Consider the following 18,945-nt stretch of genomic DNA (forward strand, 5'->3'; position numbering starts at 1 on the left):
CATCCGGGAACGGCGGCCCCGGATATCGCTTCGCTCATCCGGGCTACGAGAAACAACACGGGAGACATGCGATGGATCGGCTCAAGGGCAAGGTTGCGATGGTGGTGGGAGCCGGCTCGATCGGACCCGGCTGGGGCAACGGCAAGGCGACCGCGGTCACCTTCGCGCGCGAGGGTGCGCAGGTGTTTTGCGTCGATCGCAACGGTGCAGCCGCCGAGGAGACCGCGAAGATCATCAACGGCGAAGGCGGCAAGGCGGCGGCCTTCACGGCCGACGTGGCGCGGCATAACGAGATCGAGGCGATGGTCGCGGCGTGCCTGAAGGCCTATGGCCGGATCGACGTGCTCGACAACAATGTCGGCATCGCCGAGATGGGCAGCGTGGTCGAGGTCGCCGAGGAGAGCTGGGACCGGGTCTTTACCGTCAATCTCAAGAGTGCCTATCTCACCATGAAGCACGTCATCCCCGTGATGGTGAAGCAGGGTGGCGGCTCCATCATCAACATCTCCTCGATCGCCTCGATCCGCCATGTCGGGATTTCCTATGTCAGCTACAACGCCAGCAAGGCGGCGATGAACCAGTTGACGCGTTCCACCGCGATCGAGTTCGCGAAGAGCCATGTGCGCGTGAACGCGATCCTGCCCGGCTTGATGAAGACGCCGATGGTGGAACACTCCGCGGGTCTTGCGAACAGCTATGCCAAGGGTGATGTCGACGCGATGTGGCGCGCCCGCGATGCGCAGGTGCCGATGGGCCACATGGGCGAGGCCTGGGACGTCGCCAATGCCGCACTGTTCCTGGCGTCGGACGAGTCGAAATATGTGACGGGGATCGAGCTCGTGGTGGACGGCGGGATCACGTGCAAGGCGGGGACCTGAAGCACTTCAACAGTCCCGTCATCCCCGCGCAACCGCGAAGCGGTTGTCGCAGGAGGTGCGAGTGGCGCGATGCAACGCATCGCGCCGGGAGCCTCGAAGGATGAACGGCCAAGATGCAGCCGGGCCGTCGCCCTTCGAGGGCCGCTGAAGAAGCGGCCACCTCAGGGTGACGGATTTGCATTGGTGTTTGTGGAGCGACAGCGGAGTGCTGAGCTGTCTACTGCGCCAGCCCCAGAATCCCGCCGGCGAACGCGTGCCACGCCGCCGTCTCGCTGACCGGCCAATTCAGAAACTTCACCGCCAGCATCGCGAGCGTGCCGAAGATGTAAACCGGGTGCACGCGGCCCTCGGTGCGCCAGTCGCGCACCATGGCGACGACGAGCAGGAGCGAGGCGACCACGGCAGGCGCGATCGTCACGGGCACCGGCGGCGGGCCGGGCGGTCCGGGAGGGGCGAGGAAGGTCAGGAACCAGCGTGCGATGGCGGCGTCGAGGATCGAGACCGCGGCCAGCAGCATCAGGCGCTTGTGAACTTCAGGCCTGCGCGTGTTCATGATCGCGAGCACGAATACCGACGCGAAGAACGCGATGCCGCTCATCGGCACGATCGAGAAGGAGATGCCCGCATCGGTCTGTCCGAGCGCGGCGGCGTGCTTCATCGACGTCACCGAGGCGAGGAAGCCGAAGATCGTCATCGCGGTCGCGAGCGAGACGCCGGCGATGCCGAGGGCGCGGTGGTTGACCACGCGGCCCGAAGCGGCGAGCCAGGTCTGCAGTACGAAATAGAGCGTCCAGGTGAAGAACAACAGGCCGTGAAAATGAATCACCGGGCTTGCGGACAATGTCCGGTTGGCGAGCGGCACCCAATAGGTCGGTGCGAAGCCGAGAAAGGCGGTCGCTGCGCAGGCCAGGGCCATGTGGAGATAAAAATATCGTGCAGGCGACGCATCTCGCGCGCGTACACGACGGTCGTCGATCAGGACTGTCATAAGGGATGAGTCTGTGAGGAGACCACCCGGTTCAACGCCAGATCGCCCTGTGTGATCTGGCGCACGCTGATCAGCCGCCCGCGCTCAATTCTGCGCGATCCAGCTCTTCCTCGAGGCGATGGAATGCATCGTCGCCGATCACCTCGGTGGCGCGGAGATGGAAGATCGATTTGCGCGCGGCCGCGATGGCGCGGCGGCGCAGCGGATCGGCGGGGAGTTCGCCGCTGGTGATGCCGCCGTGCGGATCGTCGTCGGCCTGCATCAGGATGGCGCGGTATTCGAGCCGCAGGATTTCCGCCTCCTCCGACGGATCGTCCTCGATCGCGTCGAGCGCAGCGCGATAGCAAGCGGCGCGAGCGCGCGCGACCTCTTGTCCGACAGGGTCGTCGTCCTTGAGGCCGAAGGCCAGGATCAGCGGCCGCAGCGTCAGGCCCTGGATGATGAGCGATCCGAGCACGACGGCGAAGGCAATGAAGACGATGAAGTCGCGATAGGGAAAGTTCTCCGGCAGCGCGAAGGCGGTCGCGAGCGTGACGAGGCCGCGCATGCCGCACCAGGAGATGATGAGGCCGCCCTTCGGCGAGGCCACCTGCTTGGGATCCTTCGGATGGTAGATGTCGTGTGCGATCAGCACGCGCAGCGTGGTGCGGTAGAACGTGATCCATGCAAGCCGTACCAGCACCACCGTGAGCAGGATCCAGGCCGCCGCCACGCAATATTCCCAGCGCACATCCGCATCGAGCCGCGTCCAGATCGGGCGCATCTGCATGCCGATCAGCATGAAGGCGAGCACATTGAGCACGAACACCATCGTTTCCCACACCGCATAGGACGGCACCCGCAGCCGCGCCGGCATCCGCTCGCCTGCGGTGCGCGCCATCGCGATGGCGTAGACCACGATGGTGAGGATGCCCGAGAGGCCGAGATGCTCGGCGGCGATCCAGACCATGAAGGTGGTGGCGAACTGAACGATGATCGCGCTCGGTGCCTCCTTCACGCGCTCCATGATGGGCGGGATGAGGCGGGCTAAGACGAGACCGGCGATGACGCTCCCGACCAGCGCCAGCGCCATCGTCGGCGCGACCTGGCTCCAGCTCAGATGCTCGGTGACGACCGCGCCGACGGCGATGCGATAGATCAGGAGTGCGCTGGCATCGTTGAGCAGGCTCTCGCCCTCCAGCACCTTCACCATGCGGTAGGGCAGCTTGACCTGGCTCAGGATCGCGACCGCGGCCGCGGCGTCCGGTGGCGCCACGATGGCGCCGAGCGCGATCGCTGCGGCCCAGGGCATGTCGGGCATCAGCCGGTGTGCGACATAGGCCACGCCGGCCGTGGTCAGGCCGACCGCGGCGACGACCAGGGTCGAGACCGGAACCCAGTTGTTGCGCAGGTCCCGCAGCGAGGTGTCGAAGGCGGCATCGAGCAGGACCGGTGCGACAAAAAGCGCCAACGCCAGGTCCGGCTCAAGCGTCCAGGTCGGGCTGTTCGGCACGAAGGCGATCAGCGCGCCGCCGATCGCCAGAAAGGTCGGGTAAGGGACCTTGATCCGCCGCGCCAGCGCCGATAATGCAACGGCGCCGAGCAGCAGCGCGATGATCCATTCGAATGTCGACACGATCGTCCCCGAAACCGATTTTGGCGGTGCCACAAGCTAGCACCAATCCGGCCGTATGATGGATAGTGCGGCCCCAAGGCAAGAGTGAACAAGAGCGAAGAAGACTTTCCGACTGCAACAAGCATGCGTTTTCAGAAACTGATTCGATTGTCAGGGGCCGTGGTGCTCTCAGCGCTTTCGCTCAATGCGGGCTTTGCTGCGACCGGCGGCGAGCCGGCCACTGTGGCGCAGGTCGATATCGCCCCATGCCTCGCCGCAAGCGCGGCCGACGAGATGGACAAGGCCAATTCCGCCTGCGCGGCCGCGATCGACAATGAGAAGACGGCGAAGGCGGATTTGGTCAAGGCGCTGGTCGCGCGCGCTGCGCTTCTGGCGCGGCACGACCAGATCGATCGTGCGATTGCCGACGACAGCCGGGCTCTTTTGCTCGATCCCACACTTGCGGATGTCTTCAACGCGCGCGGTGAGCTCTGGTTGAAGAAGGGCGACAAGCCCAAGGCGGTGCAGGATTTCGGGGCGGCGCTGAAGATCGATCCGAACCACGAGAAGGCCAAGGCCAATCACAAGGCGATGGCGCGCGAGCTCGAGCGGATCGGGGCGCAGATGGCGGTCGCCGGCAAGCCCAGCTTCAATTGCAGGGGCGCGACGCGCGCCGTGGAGAAGGCGATCTGCGGCAACCGCGAGCTCGCCGATCTCGACCGCGAGATTTTTGGCTCGAACGCGCGTGCGATCCGGGAGGCGCGCAACCCTGCGGAAGCCAAGGTGCTCCAGCGCGAGCAGGACGAGTTCATTGCACGCCGCAATGCCGGTTACGGGCGGCCGGGATACGATTTGAAGAAGGCGATGCAGGAGCGGCTGCAGCGGATCAACGGCGTGGACGGGTATTGAGTTTTCTTCGCCTCTCCCCGCGTGCGGGGAGAGGCCGGAATTTGCGTGAGCAAATTCCGGGTGAGGGGGACTCTCCACGAATCCAACTGCTACCTCGCTTGGGGAGGCTCCCCCTCACCCCACCCTCTCCCCGCAAGCGGGGCGAGGGAGCGATGCGCCGGCGCGTCCCTAACAGGCTCCAAATTGAACCCATCGCTTTCCCGCCGCGACAATGGTGAAAACCTGATGTCACGGAGTCTTCCTGATGTGCGGCACGCGTGCTTCCGCGCAAATGTTCCCGTTTGCCAAAACCCCGCTTCGCGCCTTCCTGCTCAGCGCCGCCATGAGCCTCGTCCTCGCCGCTCCGGCCTCGGCTGCGGTCGATTGCGCTCCCGGCAGCAAGGCCGCGCCTGCCGAGCTGATCCCGGCCTGCAGCGTCATCGTCGACCAGGCTTCAAATCCATCCTCCGACCGCGCCGCGGCGCTGCTGGTCCGAGCTGATACCAATGCGCGGACCTCGGGCGGCCTCACACAGGCGCTGCGGGACATCGACCGCGCCATCGCGCTGGACGGCAAGAATGCAAAGGCCTGGCGCCTGCGCGGCGACCTGCTGCGCGAGGCCGGCGGCGACCTCAACCGCGCCGCTTCCGACCTCAGCAAGGCGATCGAGCTCGATCCGCAGGATGCGGAAGCTTACGAGCTGCGCGGCGTCGTCTACACCAGCCAGCGCCGGCTCGACCGCGCGCTTGCCGATTACGACCAGGCGATCAAGCTCAGGGGCGACTATGCGCAGGCCTGGTCCGACCGTGGCGTGACCTATTATCTCGGCGGCGACAACGCGAAGGCGATCCGCGATCTCAGCGAAGCCTTGCGGCTCGATCCGAACCGGGCGCGCAGCTACACCAATCGCGGCGCGGCCTACAAGAAGCTCGGGCAGCTCGAGAAGTCCGTCGCCGACGATGGCGAGGCGATCAGGCTCGATCCGAAGGTGCCGGAATATTACGACAATCGCGGCTTGTCGCTGGCCGCGATGGGCAAGTATGACGAGGCGATTGCCGATTACGACCAGGCGCTGCGGCTGGCGCCGAGGCCGAACTTCTTCACCAATCGCGGCGATTCCTATCAGCTCAAAGGCGAGCTCGGCGCGGCACTGAGCGACTATGAAGCCGCGCTGAAGCTCGATCCGAATTTCGCGCAGACCTACAACAACCGCGCCGTGCTCTACAAGAAGATGGGCGAGCGCAGGAAGGCGCTGGCCGATTACGAGACGGCGCTGAAGCTCGATCCCGGCAATGACAACGCCGCCAACGGACGGCGGGCCATGATCGCGGAGATCTCGAAATTCGGCGACGCACCGCAGCGTCCGCTCGCGGCAAATTCCGGCAACGGCCCCTCCTTCGATTGCGCCACGGCAAGGCGCGAGGTCGAGAAGGTGATCTGCGCCGATCCGCAGCTCGGCGTGCTCGACCGCCAGATCGCGGAGACCTATGAGCGCGTGCTGAAGGTGGTGAACAAGCGCTCGGCCAGCGACCTGCGCAAGACCCAGCGCGATTTCCTCGCGACGCGGAACGCGAGTTTTGGAAGGCCCGGCTATGATCTCCGGAAGGTCATGCAGGATCGCTTGCAGCGGTTAAATGCAATGGAGAGCTGAGGGCGGGTCTTCGCCTCTCCCCGCTTACGGGGAGGCCGGAATTCGCGCGAAGCGCGGATTCCGGGTGAGGGGGCTCTCCGCGCGTCCAGCTCTCACTGTCCCCGCGGAGACTCCCCCTCACCCCAACCCTCTCCCCGCAAGCGGGGCGAGGGAGCGTACTGCCCGCGCGGCGGTCGTGGTGCTCTCCCCCAAAAGGTCCATTCTTTTCAGCTTGAACCGCGCCCCGATCCCGGGAAAATACCCCTCAAACAACGCCGGTCCTTGATCCCTCTCATGCCGGGACGCTCGTCCTGTCGGTCAGGTCGGGGCCAGGCGAATAAAGGGAACGGGAGCGCGGGAATGAACGTCCAGGGGAAGAAGAGTCTCTATCACGAGATCCATGCGCGCTCGCTGGCCGATCCGCAGGGCTTTTGGGCCGAAGCGGCCACGGAGATCGACTGGATCGAGCCGCCGAAGACGATCTTCGATGCCTCGCAGGGCGTCTATGGCCGCTGGTTCACGGGCGGCGTCGTCAACACCTGCTACAACGCGCTCGACCGCCACGTCGAACGCGGCCGTGCCGACCAGGTTGCGCTGATCCACGATTCGCCGCTGGCCGGCTCGATCACCAAATTCACCTATGCCGAGCTGCTCACTGAAGTACAGGCGCTCGCCGCCATCATGCAGGATTTTGGCGTCGCCAAGGGCGACCGCGTCATCCTTTATATGCCGATGGTGCCGGAGGCCGTGGTCGCGGTGCTCGCCTGCGCGCGCATCGGCGCGGTGCACTCCGTGGTATTCGGCGGCTTTGCCGCAAAGGAGCTCGCCACCCGCATCGACGATGCGCAGCCGAAGCTCATTCTCTCCGCGAGCTGCGGCATCGAGCCGGGCCGCATCGTGCAGTACAAGCCGCTGCTCGACGAAGCCATCAGGCTTGCAGGCAGCAAGCCGAAGGCCTGCATCGTGCTGCAGCGTCCGCAGCTCACCTGCGACCTCACGCCAGGCCGCGATTACGATTGGGCGAGCCTGCGCCGCAAGGCGATGAACGACGGCAAGAAGGCGCCGTGTGTGCCGGTCGCTGCCACCGACCCGCTCTACATCCTCTACACCTCGGGCACCACAGGCATCCCGAAGGGCGTCGTACGCGACAATGGCGGGCATCTGGTTGCGGTGAAATGGTCGATGTTCAACCTCTACGGCGTCAAGCCGGGCGAGGTCTGGTGGTGCGGCTCCGACATCGGCTGGGTGGTCGGCCACAGCTACATCATCTACGGCCCGCTGCTGCATGGCGCGACCTCGATCATGTACGAGGGCAAGCCGGTCGGCACGCCCGATGCCGGCGCGTTCTGGCGCGTCATCTCCGAGCACGAGGCGGTGGCCTTCTTCACAGCGCCGACGGCGTTCCGCGCCATCCGGAAAGAGGATCCGGAAGGCAAGTTCATCCGGCAATATGATCTGTCCAAGTTCCGCACCCTGTTCCTCGCCGGCGAGCGCGCCGATCCGCCGACGGTGGAATGGGCAGAACAGCAGTTGAAGGTGCCAGTGATAGACCATTGGTGGCAGACCGAGACCGGCTGGTGCATCGCCGGCAATCCGGTCGGCCTCGGCATGCTGCCGGTGAAGCACGGCTCGCCGACCGTGCCGATGCCGGGCTACCAGGTCGACGTCGTGGACGAAGCTGCCAAGCCCGTCGGCCCCAACACCATGGGCTCGATCGTCATCAAGCTCCCGATGCCGCCGGGCTGCCTGCCGACGCTGTGGAATCAGGATGCGCGCTTTAGGGAAGCCTATCTGAGCGAATTCCCCGGCTATTACAAAACCTCGGACGCCGGCTACAAGGACGAGGACGGCTATGTCTTCGTCATGGGCCGCACCGACGACATCATCAACGTCGCCGGCCATCGCCTCTCTACAGGAGGCATGGAGGAGATTCTGGCCTCGCACCCAGATGTCGCCGAATGCGCCGTGCTCGGCGTCAAGGATGCGATCAAGGGCGAGGTGCCCTGCGGCTTCCTGGTGCTCAAGGCCGGCGTGAAGCGGGCTCCGAGCGAGATCGAGAAGGAGATCATCGCGCTGGTGCGCGACAAGCTCGGCCCCGTCGCCGCCTTCAAGCTCGCCATCACCGTAGGCCGCCTCCCCAAGACGCGCTCCGGAAAGATCCTGCGCGGGACCATCAAGAAGATCGCCGATGGCGAGGCCTGGACCATGCCGGCGACGATCGAGGATCCCAAGGTGCTGGACGAGATCGGGGAGGCGCTGAAGGGGCGGATGTGAGGGGTGCTCTCTCCGCCGTCATCGCTCGCCTTGTGCGCTGTTGCGCACTGGAGCGGGCGATCCAGTACTCCGTGGCCGTAATTGTGCGACCCATGACCGCCGCGGCGTACTGGACTCCCCGCTTTCGCGGGGAATGACGGCGAGTGTGGAACGGCGTCCAGGGACTTACAATCTCCTCATTCCGCGCTAAACAGGGCCGGCCAACAGGGGACCTCCCATGCCACTCGCCACCGCGCCGCGCCTGCTTGCAGCCGTGCTGCTCGCCATCGCTCTCTCCGCCTGCTCGGCGCGCTACCAGACGCCGGTGGCCATGGGCGGCGACGATGACGATGCGGTGTGCCAGAGCCGTGGCTACGCGCAGGGCACGCCCGAATACGTGGCCTGCCGCAAGGACCGCGACGTCCAGCGCAATGCAGCCACCGCCCGCGCCGACCGCCGCCAGCGCGATCTCGGCGAATACATGCTGAACCATCCCGAGCGGCCCTGACATCGGCTGCGGAATTATCCTGCGCAGCTTCGCGCGTTTCTCGTGACACATCTGCAACGCCGCGGCCAAATCGTGTCGCGTTCGTCCTGATTTGATCGGCGTCAAATCCTTCGCCATCCCCTTTCTGCTCTGACGCACATGTCGCGCAACGAAGCGCGCTATGGCTGAAGGGGAATGCAATGAACGGAACGATAAGAAACTTGGCGCGGCTTGCGATGTTTGGCGCGATGCTCGCGGGGACTTTTGCCTCAGCGCAGGCGGCCGATCTGCCTGTCTACAAGAAGGCGCCGCCGCCGGCCGAGAGCTTCAATCCCTGGATGGTGCGTCTGCGCGTGCTCGGCGTATTGCCTGACGCCGGCGGCTCGACCGTCAATGTCGCGGGCGTGCCCTCGCTGTCATCGCCGAATTCCGGGCTCTCGATCAGCGACCAGGTCGTGCCCGAGCTCGACATCAGCTATTTCTTCACCAAGAACATCGCGGCCGAGTTGATCCTCGGCGTAACCCGGCATTCGATCAGCGGCACCGGCTCGCTCGCGAATTTGCCGATCGGCAAGACCACGCTGCTGCCGCCGACGCTGACGCTGCAATATCACTTCGACAATTTCGGCGCGTTCAAGCCGTATGTCGGCGCCGGCGTGAACTACACGGTGTTCTTCAATAACTCCGCCGCCAATGCGCCGGCCGCCATCGCCGGCCCGCCCGCGATCGTCGCCACCACCACAGGCCTCCATGTCAGCAATGCCTGGGGCGGCGCCGTGCAGTTCGGCTTCGACTACATGCTCGACCGGCACTGGGGTCTCAACGTCGACGTCAAGAAGCTCTGGCTGCGGCCGGACTACAGCGCGACCGTCTCGGGTCTGCCCGTTACCGGCACCGCGCATATCGATCCGTGGCTCGTCGGCGGCGGCGTGACGTACAAGTTCTGAGGACGAGGCGGTAACCATATAAAACAAAACGCGGCGGGTTTTCCCGCCGCGTTTGCATTTGGTCGCGATTGGAAGACGAAGGATTATTCCTCCTCGTCCTGCTTCTTGCCGCCGAGGGTCTTGAGCTTGGCGAACACGGCGTCGACGTTGAGGTCGTCGCTGGACTTCTCCGCCGGCTCGTACTCCTCCTTGCGGGTGGTTTCGGATGCCGGCAGCAGGGTGGCGCCGCCATAGGCTGCGTCGATCGGCTTTTCCTTCGCGGCGCGCGCCACTTCGAAATCGAGCTCGATCTGCGAGCAGAGGCCGAGGGTGACTGGATCGATCGGGGTCAGTTGGGACGTGTTCCAGTGGGTGCGGTCACGCACGCTGGCGATGGTGCTCTTGGTGGTGCCGACCAGACGCATGATCTGGGCGTCCTTGAGCTCCGGATGGCTGCGCAGCAGCCAGAGGATGGCGCTCGGGCGCTCGTGGCGGCGCGAGACCGGGGTGTAGCGCGGACCCTTGCGCTTGGGCTGCGGCGGCAGCACCACCTTGCTCTCCTGGAGGCGGAGCCGGTAGTCCGGGTTCTTCTCGCCCTTCTCGATCTCCTCGCGGGTCAGCTGGCCGTTGGAGAGGGGATCCATGCCCTTGATGCCCTGGGCCGCGTCGCCGTCGGCGATCGCGCGCACCTCGAGGGGATGCATCTTGGTGAAATCGGCGACCTGATCGAAGGTCAGCGCGGTGTTGTCGAGCAGCCAAACGGCGGTCGCCTTGGGCATCAGAGGTGCGTTGCTCATGGCAAATCTCCTTTGTGCTTCGCCCACCCCTCTGGAGGCGAAACCGGTGGTCATCAGCGATGACAGGGAATTCGCCCTATATAAGCCCGGAGGGGGTAGCCACGCAATGGTTCTGCTATAGATAGTGCCTTGACAGCGCCCGAAAGGGGGCCCAATTCCCTCTCATGTCCCTGTAGGCCCGTACCTAAGCCCTATTCCATCCACCGACCGCGGTCCCGCCCATTTGGCGAGGTGATTCGGTCCCGAGATTGCTCAATGTCAGCCAAACCAGACCTCAAGATCGTGCTTTGTTCTCCCCGCGGCTTCTGCGCCGGGGTGGTCCGGGCGATCGACACCGTGGAACGGGCGCTCGATAAGTACGGCGCCCCCGTCTATGTTCGCCATGAGATTGTGCACAATAAATATGTCGTCGACGGGTTGAAGAAGAAGGGCGCCATCTTCGTCGAGGAGCTGGCCGAAATCCCCGAAAACACCACCGCACCGGTGGTTTTCTCGGCCCACGGCGTCCCCAAGTCGGTTCCCGCCGACGCCCAGTCCCGCAATTTGTTCTCGCTGGATGCGACCTGCCCGCTGGTGACCAAGGTCCACCGCGAGGCCGCGATCCACTTCAAGCGCGGCCGCGAGATCTTCCTGATCGGCCACTCCCACCATCCCGAAGTGGTCGGCACGCTCGGCCAACTTCCGGTCGGCGCGGTGACCCTGATCGAGACCGCCGAGGACGCCAAGACCATCAATCCGAAGGACCCGAACAATCTGGCCTTTGTGACCCAGACCACATTGTCGATCGACGACACCGCGGAGATCGTGGCGCTGCTCAAGGAGCGCTTCCCGAACATCAACGGTCCGCACAAGGAAGACATCTGCTACGCCACCACCAATCGCCAGCTCGCGGTGAAGAAGGTGGCGCCGGTGGTCGACGCGCTCATTGTTGTCGGTGCTCCCAATTCGTCGAACTCGCAGCGCCTGCGCGAGGTCGCCGAGCGCGAGGGTTGTGGGATCGCGGTGCTGGCGCAGCGCGCCACCGACATCGACTGGGACAAGTTCGGCAACATCAAGAGCCTCGGTATCACCGCGGGTGCGTCCGCGCCTGAAGTGATCGTCGAGGAGATCATGGACGCCTTCGCCGAGCGCTACACGCTGCATGTGGAGACGGTCTCGGCCGCGGAAGAGAACGAGTTCTTCCCGCTGCCCCGTCAGGTGCGCCCCGAAGCCGCCGCCGAGTAGACCTTTATGGCGGTTTACACCGACGTTGCCGCCGACGAGCTTGCGGATTTCCTCAATCAATACGATCTCGGCGAATTGCTCTCCTACAAGGGCATCGCCGAGGGCGTAGAAAACACCAACTTCCTGCTGCATACGAGCAAAGGTTCGTTCATCCTCACGCTCTATGAGAAGCGCGTGGCGAAGAACGATCTGCCGTTCTTCCTCGCGTTGATGACGCATCTGGCGGAGCACGGCGTGAGCTGCCCGCTGCCGGTGAGAGCGAAAGATGGTGAGGCGCTGCACGAGCTGTCGGACCGCCCTGCCGCGATCATCACCTTTCTCGAGGGCATCTGGCCGCGCAAGCCGAATGCGACGCATTGCGCCGGCGTCGGCGAGGGGCTGGCCAGGATGCATCTGGCCGGCGAGAACTTCGCGATCAAGCGCGCCAATGCGCTTTCAGTCGCGGGCTGGCGGCCGCTGTTCAATGCGGCGGCGGACCGCGCCGACGAGGTGCAGCCGGGCCTGCGCGCGTTTCTCGCCACCGAGCTCGATTATCTCTCGGGTGGTGTCTGGCCGAGCCATCTGCCGGAAGGCGTGATCCACGCCGATCTCTTCAACGACAACGTCTTCTTCCTCGGCGACAAGCTCTCGGGGATCATCGACTTCACCTTCGCCTGCAACGACATGCTGGCCTATGACGTCGCGATCTGCCTCAACGCCTGGTGTTTTGAGCCCGATCACTCCTTCAACGTCACCAAGGCGCGCGCTTTCCTCAACGCCTATGGCCGGGTGCGCAAGCTGACCGAAGCCGAGGAGGCCGCGCTGCCGCTGCTCGCGCGCGGTGCTGCGATCCGCTTCCTGCTGACGCGGCTGGTGGACTGGCTCAACGTGCCGCCCGGCGCGCTGGTGAAGCCGAAAGATCCCTTGGAATATGTCCGCAAGTTGCGCTTCCACCAGAGCGTCTCCAGCGTGCGCGATTACGGGCTGATGCCGTCAGGACTGGTTGCGTGAGCGAGCTTCCCAATGTCACGATCTATACCGACGGCGCCTGCTCGGGGAATCCCGGGCCTGGCGGCTGGGGTGCGATCCTGAAGTTCGGCGACAAGGAAAAAGAGCTGAACGGCGGCGAGCGCCACACCACCAACAACCAGATGGAATTGATGGCGGCGATCTCCGCGCTCGAAGCGCTGAAGAAGCCGTGCACCGTCGATCTCTACACCGACAGCCAATATGTCCGGCAGGGCATCACCGGCTGGATCCACGGCTGGAAGCGCAACGGCTGGCGCACCGCCGACAAGAAGCCGGTGAAGAATGTCGAGCTTTGGCAGCGCCTCGACGCGGCGCTGAAGGCGCATGAGGTCCGTTGGCACTGGGTCAAGGGCCACGCCGGGCATCCCGAGAACGAGCGGGCGGATCAGCTTGCGCGCGAGGGGATCGTGAAGGCAAGGATGCAGCAGCGGGTGGCGGAGTAGGGCGCCGTTCGCGCTCCACCCCCAACTGTCATCGCCCGCGAAGGCGGGCGATCCAGTATTCCAGAGGCAGTTGTGCTTGAGCCGAGACGTCTCGGCGTACTGGATTCCCCTTCGGTTCACGATGCAAGTGCAACACCTGTTAAGGTGTTGTTGCGATGGGACGACGTTATGGCCAGCTCAGCCTTGAGGAGCGCGTTGAGATATACCGCCTGCATGCAGGCGGTATATCTCAAAACTAGATTGCGGCAGCCCTGGGCAGGTCCGCCTTCCACGATCAGTCGGGAACTTGAGCGCAATTCTAGGCCGACGAAGGCTTGGGCCGGCGGCTACGAGCCGGTCCGAGCCCAGCAATTAGCCGAGCGACGGAGGCGATGGGATTGTCGCTTCAAGCTAGCGCGCCAGCCAGTCCTGCGAAGACGCGTCCGCAAAAGCCTTGCGATGGGACATTCGCCGGAGCAGATCGCCGGCCGGCTGGCGCTGAAGCATGGTCGCGTCATCATCAGCCATGAGTCAATCTATCGTTTCATCTATCATCGCACGGCCCAGAAGGACTACTGGTATCGTCTGCTGCCACGTCACAAGAAAATGCGAGGGCGCCGGCGGCGGGGCGGCAGCTCCGCAAGCCTCATCAAACAGCGGCGCTCGATTACCGAACGGCCCATCGAGGTCGACAGCCGCCAGACGGCGGGCCATTGGGAGGCGGACTTTATGATGTTCTCCCGATCCGGCCAGGGCTAATGGTTCTCCACGAACGACAAAGCCGCTTCAGCCTGGTTCACCGCCCCCTCGATCGAAAGGCTCTTCCCACTGCCCGAGCCATCGCCCGCCAGATCGGCAAACTGCCTCCGGCGATGCGCCAAACCATCAGCTTCGACAATGAGAACGAGTTCGCTGAGCACCATCGGCTTCACACGACCCTCGGTGTCCAGACCTTCTTCTGCGATCCGCACAGCCCCTGGCAAAAAGGCGGCGTGGAAAACTCGATCGGCCGCTTGCGACGCTGGCTGCCCCGCAAGACGGATCTCAATCTCCTTACAGCGGCCGATCTTAGACGGCATGTTCAGCGCCTCAACGACACCCCGCGCAAATGCCTGGACTTCAAGACACCCGCCGAGGCATTCTCCGAACTCAGATCAACCGTTGCACTTCAACCGTGAATCCATCCCCCGCTCTCGCGGGGCATGACAGTGTCATTTGTGGCTAAGAGCGATGCCTAAGCTCAGAGCTGCCCCAGCAGCGTATCGCCGCCGGACACCTCGACCTTGCCGGGCATCGCTTCGAGGTTCAGCTTCTTGACCACGCCATCCTCGACCAGCATCGAATAGCGCTTGGAGCGGATGCCGAGGCCGTTGGCGGAGGCGTCGAGCTCCATGCCGATCGCCTTGGTGAAGTCGGCATTGCCGTCGGCGAGGAAGACCGCTTCGTCGCGCTGGTCGGTGTCGCGCTTCCAGGCGTTCATGACGAAGGCGTCGTTGACGGAGATGATGGCGATGGTATCGACGCCCTTGTCCTTGATGGCGTAGGCGTTGAGGAAGATGCTCGGCAGATGCATCTTGTGGCAGGTGCCGGTGTAGGCGCCGGGCACGGCGAACAGCGCCACCTTCTTGCCCTTGAAGATATCGTCGGTGGTCTTCACCTGCGGGCCTTCCGCCGTCATCACGCGGAATTTCGCCTCGGGCAGCTTCTCGCCAGTCTGGATCGCCATCGTCAGTCTCCCTGAAAATCGGTCCCGCTTTTTAGACCGTGTGACGGGACTGCACAATATTGCCGGCGAAGGAAGCGGCGGTGGCGACACCCCTTCACCGTGTTGTCATCAGCCCGCAAAACCACCGCCGTCGAGGAAGGCTTGCTCCTCCTCGGTGGTGTCGCGGCCGAGCAGGCGGTTGCGGTGGGGAAAGCGGCCGAACCGCTGGATGATGTCGGCGTGCACCCGGGCGTATTTCTGGTTTTCGGTGTTATCGGTGTTTTCAAACAGCGTGACGCAATGCAGCTGGTCGGGCAGGTGCTCGGAATGCATGAAGGGCATGTAGAGGAATTCGAGCAGGGCGGGATCGATCCTGCGATCCGTGCCTGTTTCGATGGCACGGCGGGCGACGTCGCGCGCCTGCGGGTCGCTGGCAAAGGCCTGTGATGTGCCGCGAAACATGTTGCGTGGAAACTGGTCGAGCACGATGACCAGCGCCAGTGCACCGTCGTCGCTCGCCTCCCAGGACGCCAGCTCGCCGCCGGCCGCCTTCTGCCATAGCGGGAGAAAGCGGCGGCGGACCTCCGCGTCGAACGCGTCGCTGCGCTTGTACCAGCGCTCGTGGCCGGCCTCGCGCCAGAAGGCGAGAACGGCGGCCGGCGTCACGTCGTCGATGTCAGTCATGAGCCGAAGAGGCGGCCTTACGCCGCCTGAGCCTTCTTCTCGTCGCGCAACTCGCGGCGCAGGATCTTGCCGACATTGGTCTTGGGCAGGTCGGAGCGGAATTCTATCTGCTTGGGCACCTTGTAGCCGGTGAGCTGCTCGCGGCAGAACTTGATGACGTCCTCCGCCGTGAGGTTCGGGTCCTTCTTCACCACGAAGGCCTTCACCGCTTCGCCCGACCCGCTGTCGGGAACGCCGATCACGGCGCATTCGAGCACGCCCGGATGGCTCGCGATCACTTCCTCGATCTCGTTCGGATAAACGTTGAAGCCGGAGACCAGGATCATGTCCTTCTTGCGATCGACGATCTTGGTGTAGCCCTTCTCGTCCATTACGCCGATGTCGCCGGTGCGGAAATAGCCGTCGGCGGTCATCACCTTGGCGGTCTCTTCCGGCCTGTTCCAGTAACCCGACATCACCTGCGGACCCTTGGCGCAGATCTCGCCGGCCTGGCCGAGCGGCAGCTCATTGCCATCGTCGTCGCGGATCGAGATCCAGGTCGAGGGCACGGGAATGCCGATCGATCCGGAGAATTCGGTCGTGGTCGCCGGATTGCAGGTCAGCGTCGGCGAGGTCTCGGACAGACCGTAGCCTTCGGCGATGAAGCAGCCGGTCACGGCCTTCCATTGCTCGGCCACCGGGCGCTGCACGGCCATGCCGCCGCCGTTCGAGATCTTCAGCTTGGAGAAGTCGAGCTTCTTGAAGTCGGGATGGTGCATCAACCCGTTGTAGAGCGTGTTGACGGCCGGGAAGCTGTTGACCTGGTACTTGGCCAGCTCCTTGATGAAGCCGGGGATGTCGCGCGGGTTGGGGATCAGCAGGTTGCAGCCGCCGGCGCGCACTGCGAGCAGATAGCAGGCCGTCAGCGCGAAGATGTGATAGAGCGGCAGCGCGCAGACGATCATGAGCTGCTCGACATGCGGCGGCGCATTGAGCGCCGGCTGCAGCCAGGCATCGTTCTGCAACACGTTGGCAACGATGTTGCGGTGGAGCAGGGTCGCTCCCTTGGAGACGCCGGTGGTGCCGCCGGTATATTGCAGGAAGGCGACGTCGCCCGGCGAGAGCTTCGGCTTGTTGAACGTCATGCCGCGACCGGCCGACAGCGCGTCGTTGAACGACACCGAGCCCGGCAGCGACCAGGCCGGCACCATCTTCTTGACGCGGCGAACGACGAGATTGACGATCACGCCCTTGAAGCCGAGCAGGTCGCCCATGCTGGCGACGATGACGTGCTTCACCGGCGTCTTCGCGATCACCTGCTGGACGGTGTGCGCGAAATTCTCCAGCACGATGATGGCTTCGGCGCCGGAATCCTTGAGCTGATGCTCGAGCTCGCGCGGAGTGTAGAGCGGGTTGACGTTGACGACCGCAAAGCCGGCGCGCAGCACCGCGGCGGTGGCGATCGGGTATTGCAGCACGTTCGGCATCATGATCGCGACGCGCGCGCCGCGCTGGAGGCCGCGGCCCTGCAGGTAGGCGCCGAGCGCGACGGACATCTGGTCGAGGTCGCGATAGCTGATCGACTTGTCCATGCAGATGAACGCCTTGCGGTCAGCGAACTTGGTGAAGCTCTCCTCCAGCAGGTCGACCAGCGATGCGTATTGCGTCGGCTCGATATCAGCGGGCACGCCGGGCGGATATTGCTTGAGCCAGATGCGCTCCATGGAAACTCCCCTCATTTTGCCTGAGCCCGTTGTGTCTCGGGCTTGCCTCATTGCCGGCAGTATCGAGCCTGCCGGAACGGGTGGCAAGCCGTGGAGGCTTAGGACAAAGGTCCGGGAGTGGCTACTGGAATCGGCGCAAACCGCGCTGCCGCAACTGCGAAGCGCGGGCGGATGTTTAATTCCGAGGCGGCATTAACTGTTGTTGGCCGGCTTGGCGGGAGCAGGCTTGGTCGCGGCCTTGGGCTTGGCGGGCTTCGCCGCCTGATCCGTGCTTGCCGCAGGTTTCTCAGCAGGTTTCGCCGCAGCATCGGGCTTGGCCGCGGCATGCTTGGCCCCGGCCGGCTTGGCTGCGGTCTTGGTGTCCGTCTTGGCGTCCGTCTTTGCCTGAGGCTTGGCCTCCGGCTTCGCCGCGGCGGTCTTGCTGTCCTTGGCCGCGTCTTTCGGCTTGTCGGCGGCGTCAGGTTTCTTGGCGACACGCGACTTCTTGCCACGCGCTTTCGGCGTGGCTTGCTGGTCGGCATCGGCCGCGACCGCCGCGATCAGGGCAGTGCCGGTGCGGGTCGGGCCGGTATAGACCAGCACGGGCTCGGCCGCCGCGGGCGCCGAGGCCATCAGATCGGCGGCCCTCATCAAAGGCGGCTGCAGCCCGGCGGTGAAGAAGGTGACCTGGGCTTCGCCGCCGGTGGCGGAGGCCGATCCTGACGTGCCGCCATTGGTGGCGATCAGCGCATCGTCGTCGTCGCTGGCCGGCCGCTTGCGATGGCCACCGCACATGTCCTCACGCAGATTCGGCGGCGAGGCGTCGACCGGCACCAGCTTGTCGACGGTGCCGAGCGAGGGGCGGAGCCAGGTGAGATTGTCCTGGCTGAAGCCGCGCTCGAGCAGCTGCGCCGCCTTCACCGCGCGCGCGGTGCCGGAATTGGCGCCGAGCACGACCGCGATCAGCCGGCGGCCGTTGCGCGTGGCGGAGGCCACGAGATTGTAGCCGGAGGCGCAGATGAAGCCGGTCTTGAAACCGTCGGCGCCGGGATAGCGGCCGATCAGCTTGTTGAAATTGCCGGTGACGCGCTTGCCGAAGCGGATCGCCGGGATGTGCACGAAGTATTCGTATTCGGGCAGGTCGCGCAGGAACGAGCGCGCGAGAATGCCGAGGTCGCGCGCCGACGTGATCTGGCCGTCGGCGGGCAGGCCGTTCGGATTGACGTAGCTCGTCTGCGTCATGCCGAGCCGCTGCGCGGTGTCGTTCATCATCGCGGAGAAGCCGTCGATCGAGCCGCCGACGCCTTCGGCGAGCACCACGGCCATGTCGTTCGCCGACTTGACCATCATCATCTTCAGCGCGTTGTCGACGGTGAGCTGCGTTCCCGGACGGAACCCCATTTTCGACGGCGATTGCGAGGCGGCGGTCGGCGACACCGTGAGCAGCGTGTCGAGTGTGAGCCTGCCGTCCTTCACCGCCTTCAGCGTCACATAGGCAGTCATGATCTTGGTGACGGAGGCGGGGTACCACGGGATCGTCGCGTTCTCCGCCTGCAACACCTTGCCGCTGTCGGCTTCGATCAGCAGCAGCGCTTCGGCACTCGCTGCGCGCGGCGCGAACAGAGCGGCGCATGCGATGGTCGCAGCGAACAGGTTGAACAGCGATTTGCGAAGCAGCGGGCGAATGGCGTGCACTATCCGATTCCGGTCCTTGGAGACCCGCCGATTCCGGTCGGCTCTCGTGATCTGAAGTTCGGTTCTTGAAATCCAGCGCCGCCG

16 protein-coding genes and 1 pseudogene are annotated in these 18,945 nt (G+C 64.6%); 10 read left to right on the top strand and 7 right to left on the bottom strand.

Annotation, left to right across the window (positions count from 1 at the left end; all coding sequences use genetic code 11):
- Nucleotides 1-71: 71 nt before the first annotated feature.
- Nucleotides 72-878, top strand: coding sequence for an SDR family NAD(P)-dependent oxidoreductase (locus tag RAD16_RS02700; RefSeq protein ID WP_458156335.1), 807 nt, complete (start codon nt 72-74; stop codon nt 876-878).
- 217 nt (nt 879-1,095) lie between these two features.
- Here the strand turns inward: RAD16_RS02700 and RAD16_RS02705 are convergent, their stop codons facing one another.
- Together RAD16_RS02705 and RAD16_RS02710 are read right to left on the bottom strand one after the other, a co-directional pair.
- On the bottom strand, nt 1,096-1,866 hold the full coding sequence (locus RAD16_RS02705) for a hypothetical protein (protein WP_458156336.1): 771 nt from the start codon (nt 1,864-1,866) through the stop codon (nt 1,096-1,098).
- A 70-nt stretch (nt 1,867-1,936) separates the two neighbouring features.
- Nucleotides 1,937-3,514 carry a cation:proton antiporter gene (locus RAD16_RS02710; protein WP_458156337.1) on the bottom strand — a complete coding sequence of 526 codons (1,578 nt, stop codon included), beginning with the start codon at nt 3,512-3,514 and terminating at the stop codon, nt 1,937-1,939.
- Nucleotides 3,515-3,604: 90 nt separating this feature from the next.
- Between RAD16_RS02710 and RAD16_RS02715 the strand changes: the two genes are divergently transcribed.
- The 5 genes from RAD16_RS02715 to RAD16_RS02735 all read left to right on the top strand — a co-directional run bounded on the left by RAD16_RS02715 (nt 3,605) and on the right by RAD16_RS02735 (nt 9,665).
- Entirely contained in the window at nt 3,605-4,369 is a 765-nt protein-coding gene (locus RAD16_RS02715; protein WP_458156338.1) for a tetratricopeptide repeat protein, read from the top strand.
- 244 nt (nt 4,370-4,613) lie between these two features.
- Complete coding sequence (locus RAD16_RS02720; RefSeq protein ID WP_458156339.1) at nt 4,614-5,999, top strand: tetratricopeptide repeat protein; 1,386 nt, start codon at nt 4,614-4,616, stop codon at nt 5,997-5,999.
- A 339-nt stretch (nt 6,000-6,338) separates the two neighbouring features.
- Nucleotides 6,339-8,252, top strand: a complete 1,914-nt coding sequence (locus tag RAD16_RS02725; protein ID WP_458156340.1) for a propionyl-CoA synthetase — start codon at nt 6,339-6,341, stop codon at nt 8,250-8,252.
- Nucleotides 8,253-8,469: 217 nt separating this feature from the next.
- The gene (locus RAD16_RS02730) at nt 8,470-8,739 is read left to right on the top strand and encodes a hypothetical protein (RefSeq protein ID WP_458156341.1); all 270 of its coding nucleotides are present in this window, start codon (nt 8,470-8,472) and stop codon (nt 8,737-8,739) included.
- A 179-nt stretch (nt 8,740-8,918) separates the two neighbouring features.
- The gene (locus RAD16_RS02735) at nt 8,919-9,665 is read left to right on the top strand and encodes an OmpW/AlkL family protein (RefSeq protein ID WP_458156342.1); all 747 of its coding nucleotides are present in this window, start codon (nt 8,919-8,921) and stop codon (nt 9,663-9,665) included.
- 83 nt (nt 9,666-9,748) lie between these two features.
- Here the strand turns inward: RAD16_RS02735 and RAD16_RS02740 are convergent, their stop codons facing one another.
- The gene (locus RAD16_RS02740; RefSeq protein WP_458156343.1) at nt 9,749-10,441 is read right to left on the bottom strand and encodes a DUF1013 domain-containing protein; all 693 of its coding nucleotides are present in this window, start codon (nt 10,439-10,441) and stop codon (nt 9,749-9,751) included.
- A gap of 255 nt (nt 10,442-10,696) precedes the next feature.
- Between RAD16_RS02740 and ispH the strand changes: the two genes are divergently transcribed.
- The 4 genes and pseudogenes from ispH to RAD16_RS02760 all read left to right on the top strand — a co-directional run bounded on the left by ispH (nt 10,697) and on the right by RAD16_RS02760 (nt 14,273).
- Nucleotides 10,697-11,665, top strand: a complete 969-nt coding sequence (ispH, locus tag RAD16_RS02745) for a 4-hydroxy-3-methylbut-2-enyl diphosphate reductase (protein WP_458156344.1) — start codon at nt 10,697-10,699, stop codon at nt 11,663-11,665.
- A gap of 6 nt (nt 11,666-11,671) precedes the next feature.
- Nucleotides 11,672-12,655: a homoserine kinase gene (locus RAD16_RS02750; protein WP_458156345.1), complete on the top strand. Its 984-nt coding sequence runs from the start codon at nt 11,672-11,674 to the stop codon at nt 12,653-12,655.
- Nucleotides 12,652-13,116, top strand: coding sequence for a ribonuclease HI (gene rnhA, locus RAD16_RS02755; protein ID WP_458156346.1), 465 nt, complete (start codon nt 12,652-12,654; stop codon nt 13,114-13,116). The genes RAD16_RS02750 and rnhA overlap by 4 nt, the downstream gene beginning before the upstream one ends.
- A 155-nt stretch (nt 13,117-13,271) precedes the next feature.
- Nucleotides 13,272-14,273, top strand: a pseudogene (locus RAD16_RS02760) (IS30 family transposase).
- Nucleotides 14,274-14,335: 62 nt separating this feature from the next.
- Here the strand turns inward: RAD16_RS02760 and RAD16_RS02765 are convergent.
- The 4 genes from RAD16_RS02765 to RAD16_RS02780 all read right to left on the bottom strand — a co-directional run bounded on the left by RAD16_RS02765 (nt 14,336) and on the right by RAD16_RS02780 (nt 18,861).
- Complete coding sequence (locus tag RAD16_RS02765; protein WP_326896750.1) at nt 14,336-14,821, bottom strand: peroxiredoxin; 486 nt, start codon at nt 14,819-14,821, stop codon at nt 14,336-14,338.
- A gap of 108 nt (nt 14,822-14,929) precedes the next feature.
- Nucleotides 14,930-15,484, bottom strand: coding sequence for a DUF924 family protein (locus tag RAD16_RS02770; protein WP_458156347.1), 555 nt, complete (start codon nt 15,482-15,484; stop codon nt 14,930-14,932).
- Between the two features lie 17 nt (nt 15,485-15,501).
- Nucleotides 15,502-17,187: a long-chain-fatty-acid--CoA ligase gene (locus RAD16_RS02775; protein WP_458156348.1), complete on the bottom strand. Its 1,686-nt coding sequence runs from the start codon at nt 17,185-17,187 to the stop codon at nt 15,502-15,504.
- A gap of 192 nt (nt 17,188-17,379) precedes the next feature.
- Complete coding sequence (locus RAD16_RS02780; RefSeq protein ID WP_458156349.1) at nt 17,380-18,861, bottom strand: D-alanyl-D-alanine carboxypeptidase family protein; 1,482 nt, start codon at nt 18,859-18,861, stop codon at nt 17,380-17,382.
- Nucleotides 18,862-18,945: the final 84 nt, after the last annotated feature.

It is taken from the genome of Bradyrhizobium sp. 18BD, from assembly GCF_054185225.1.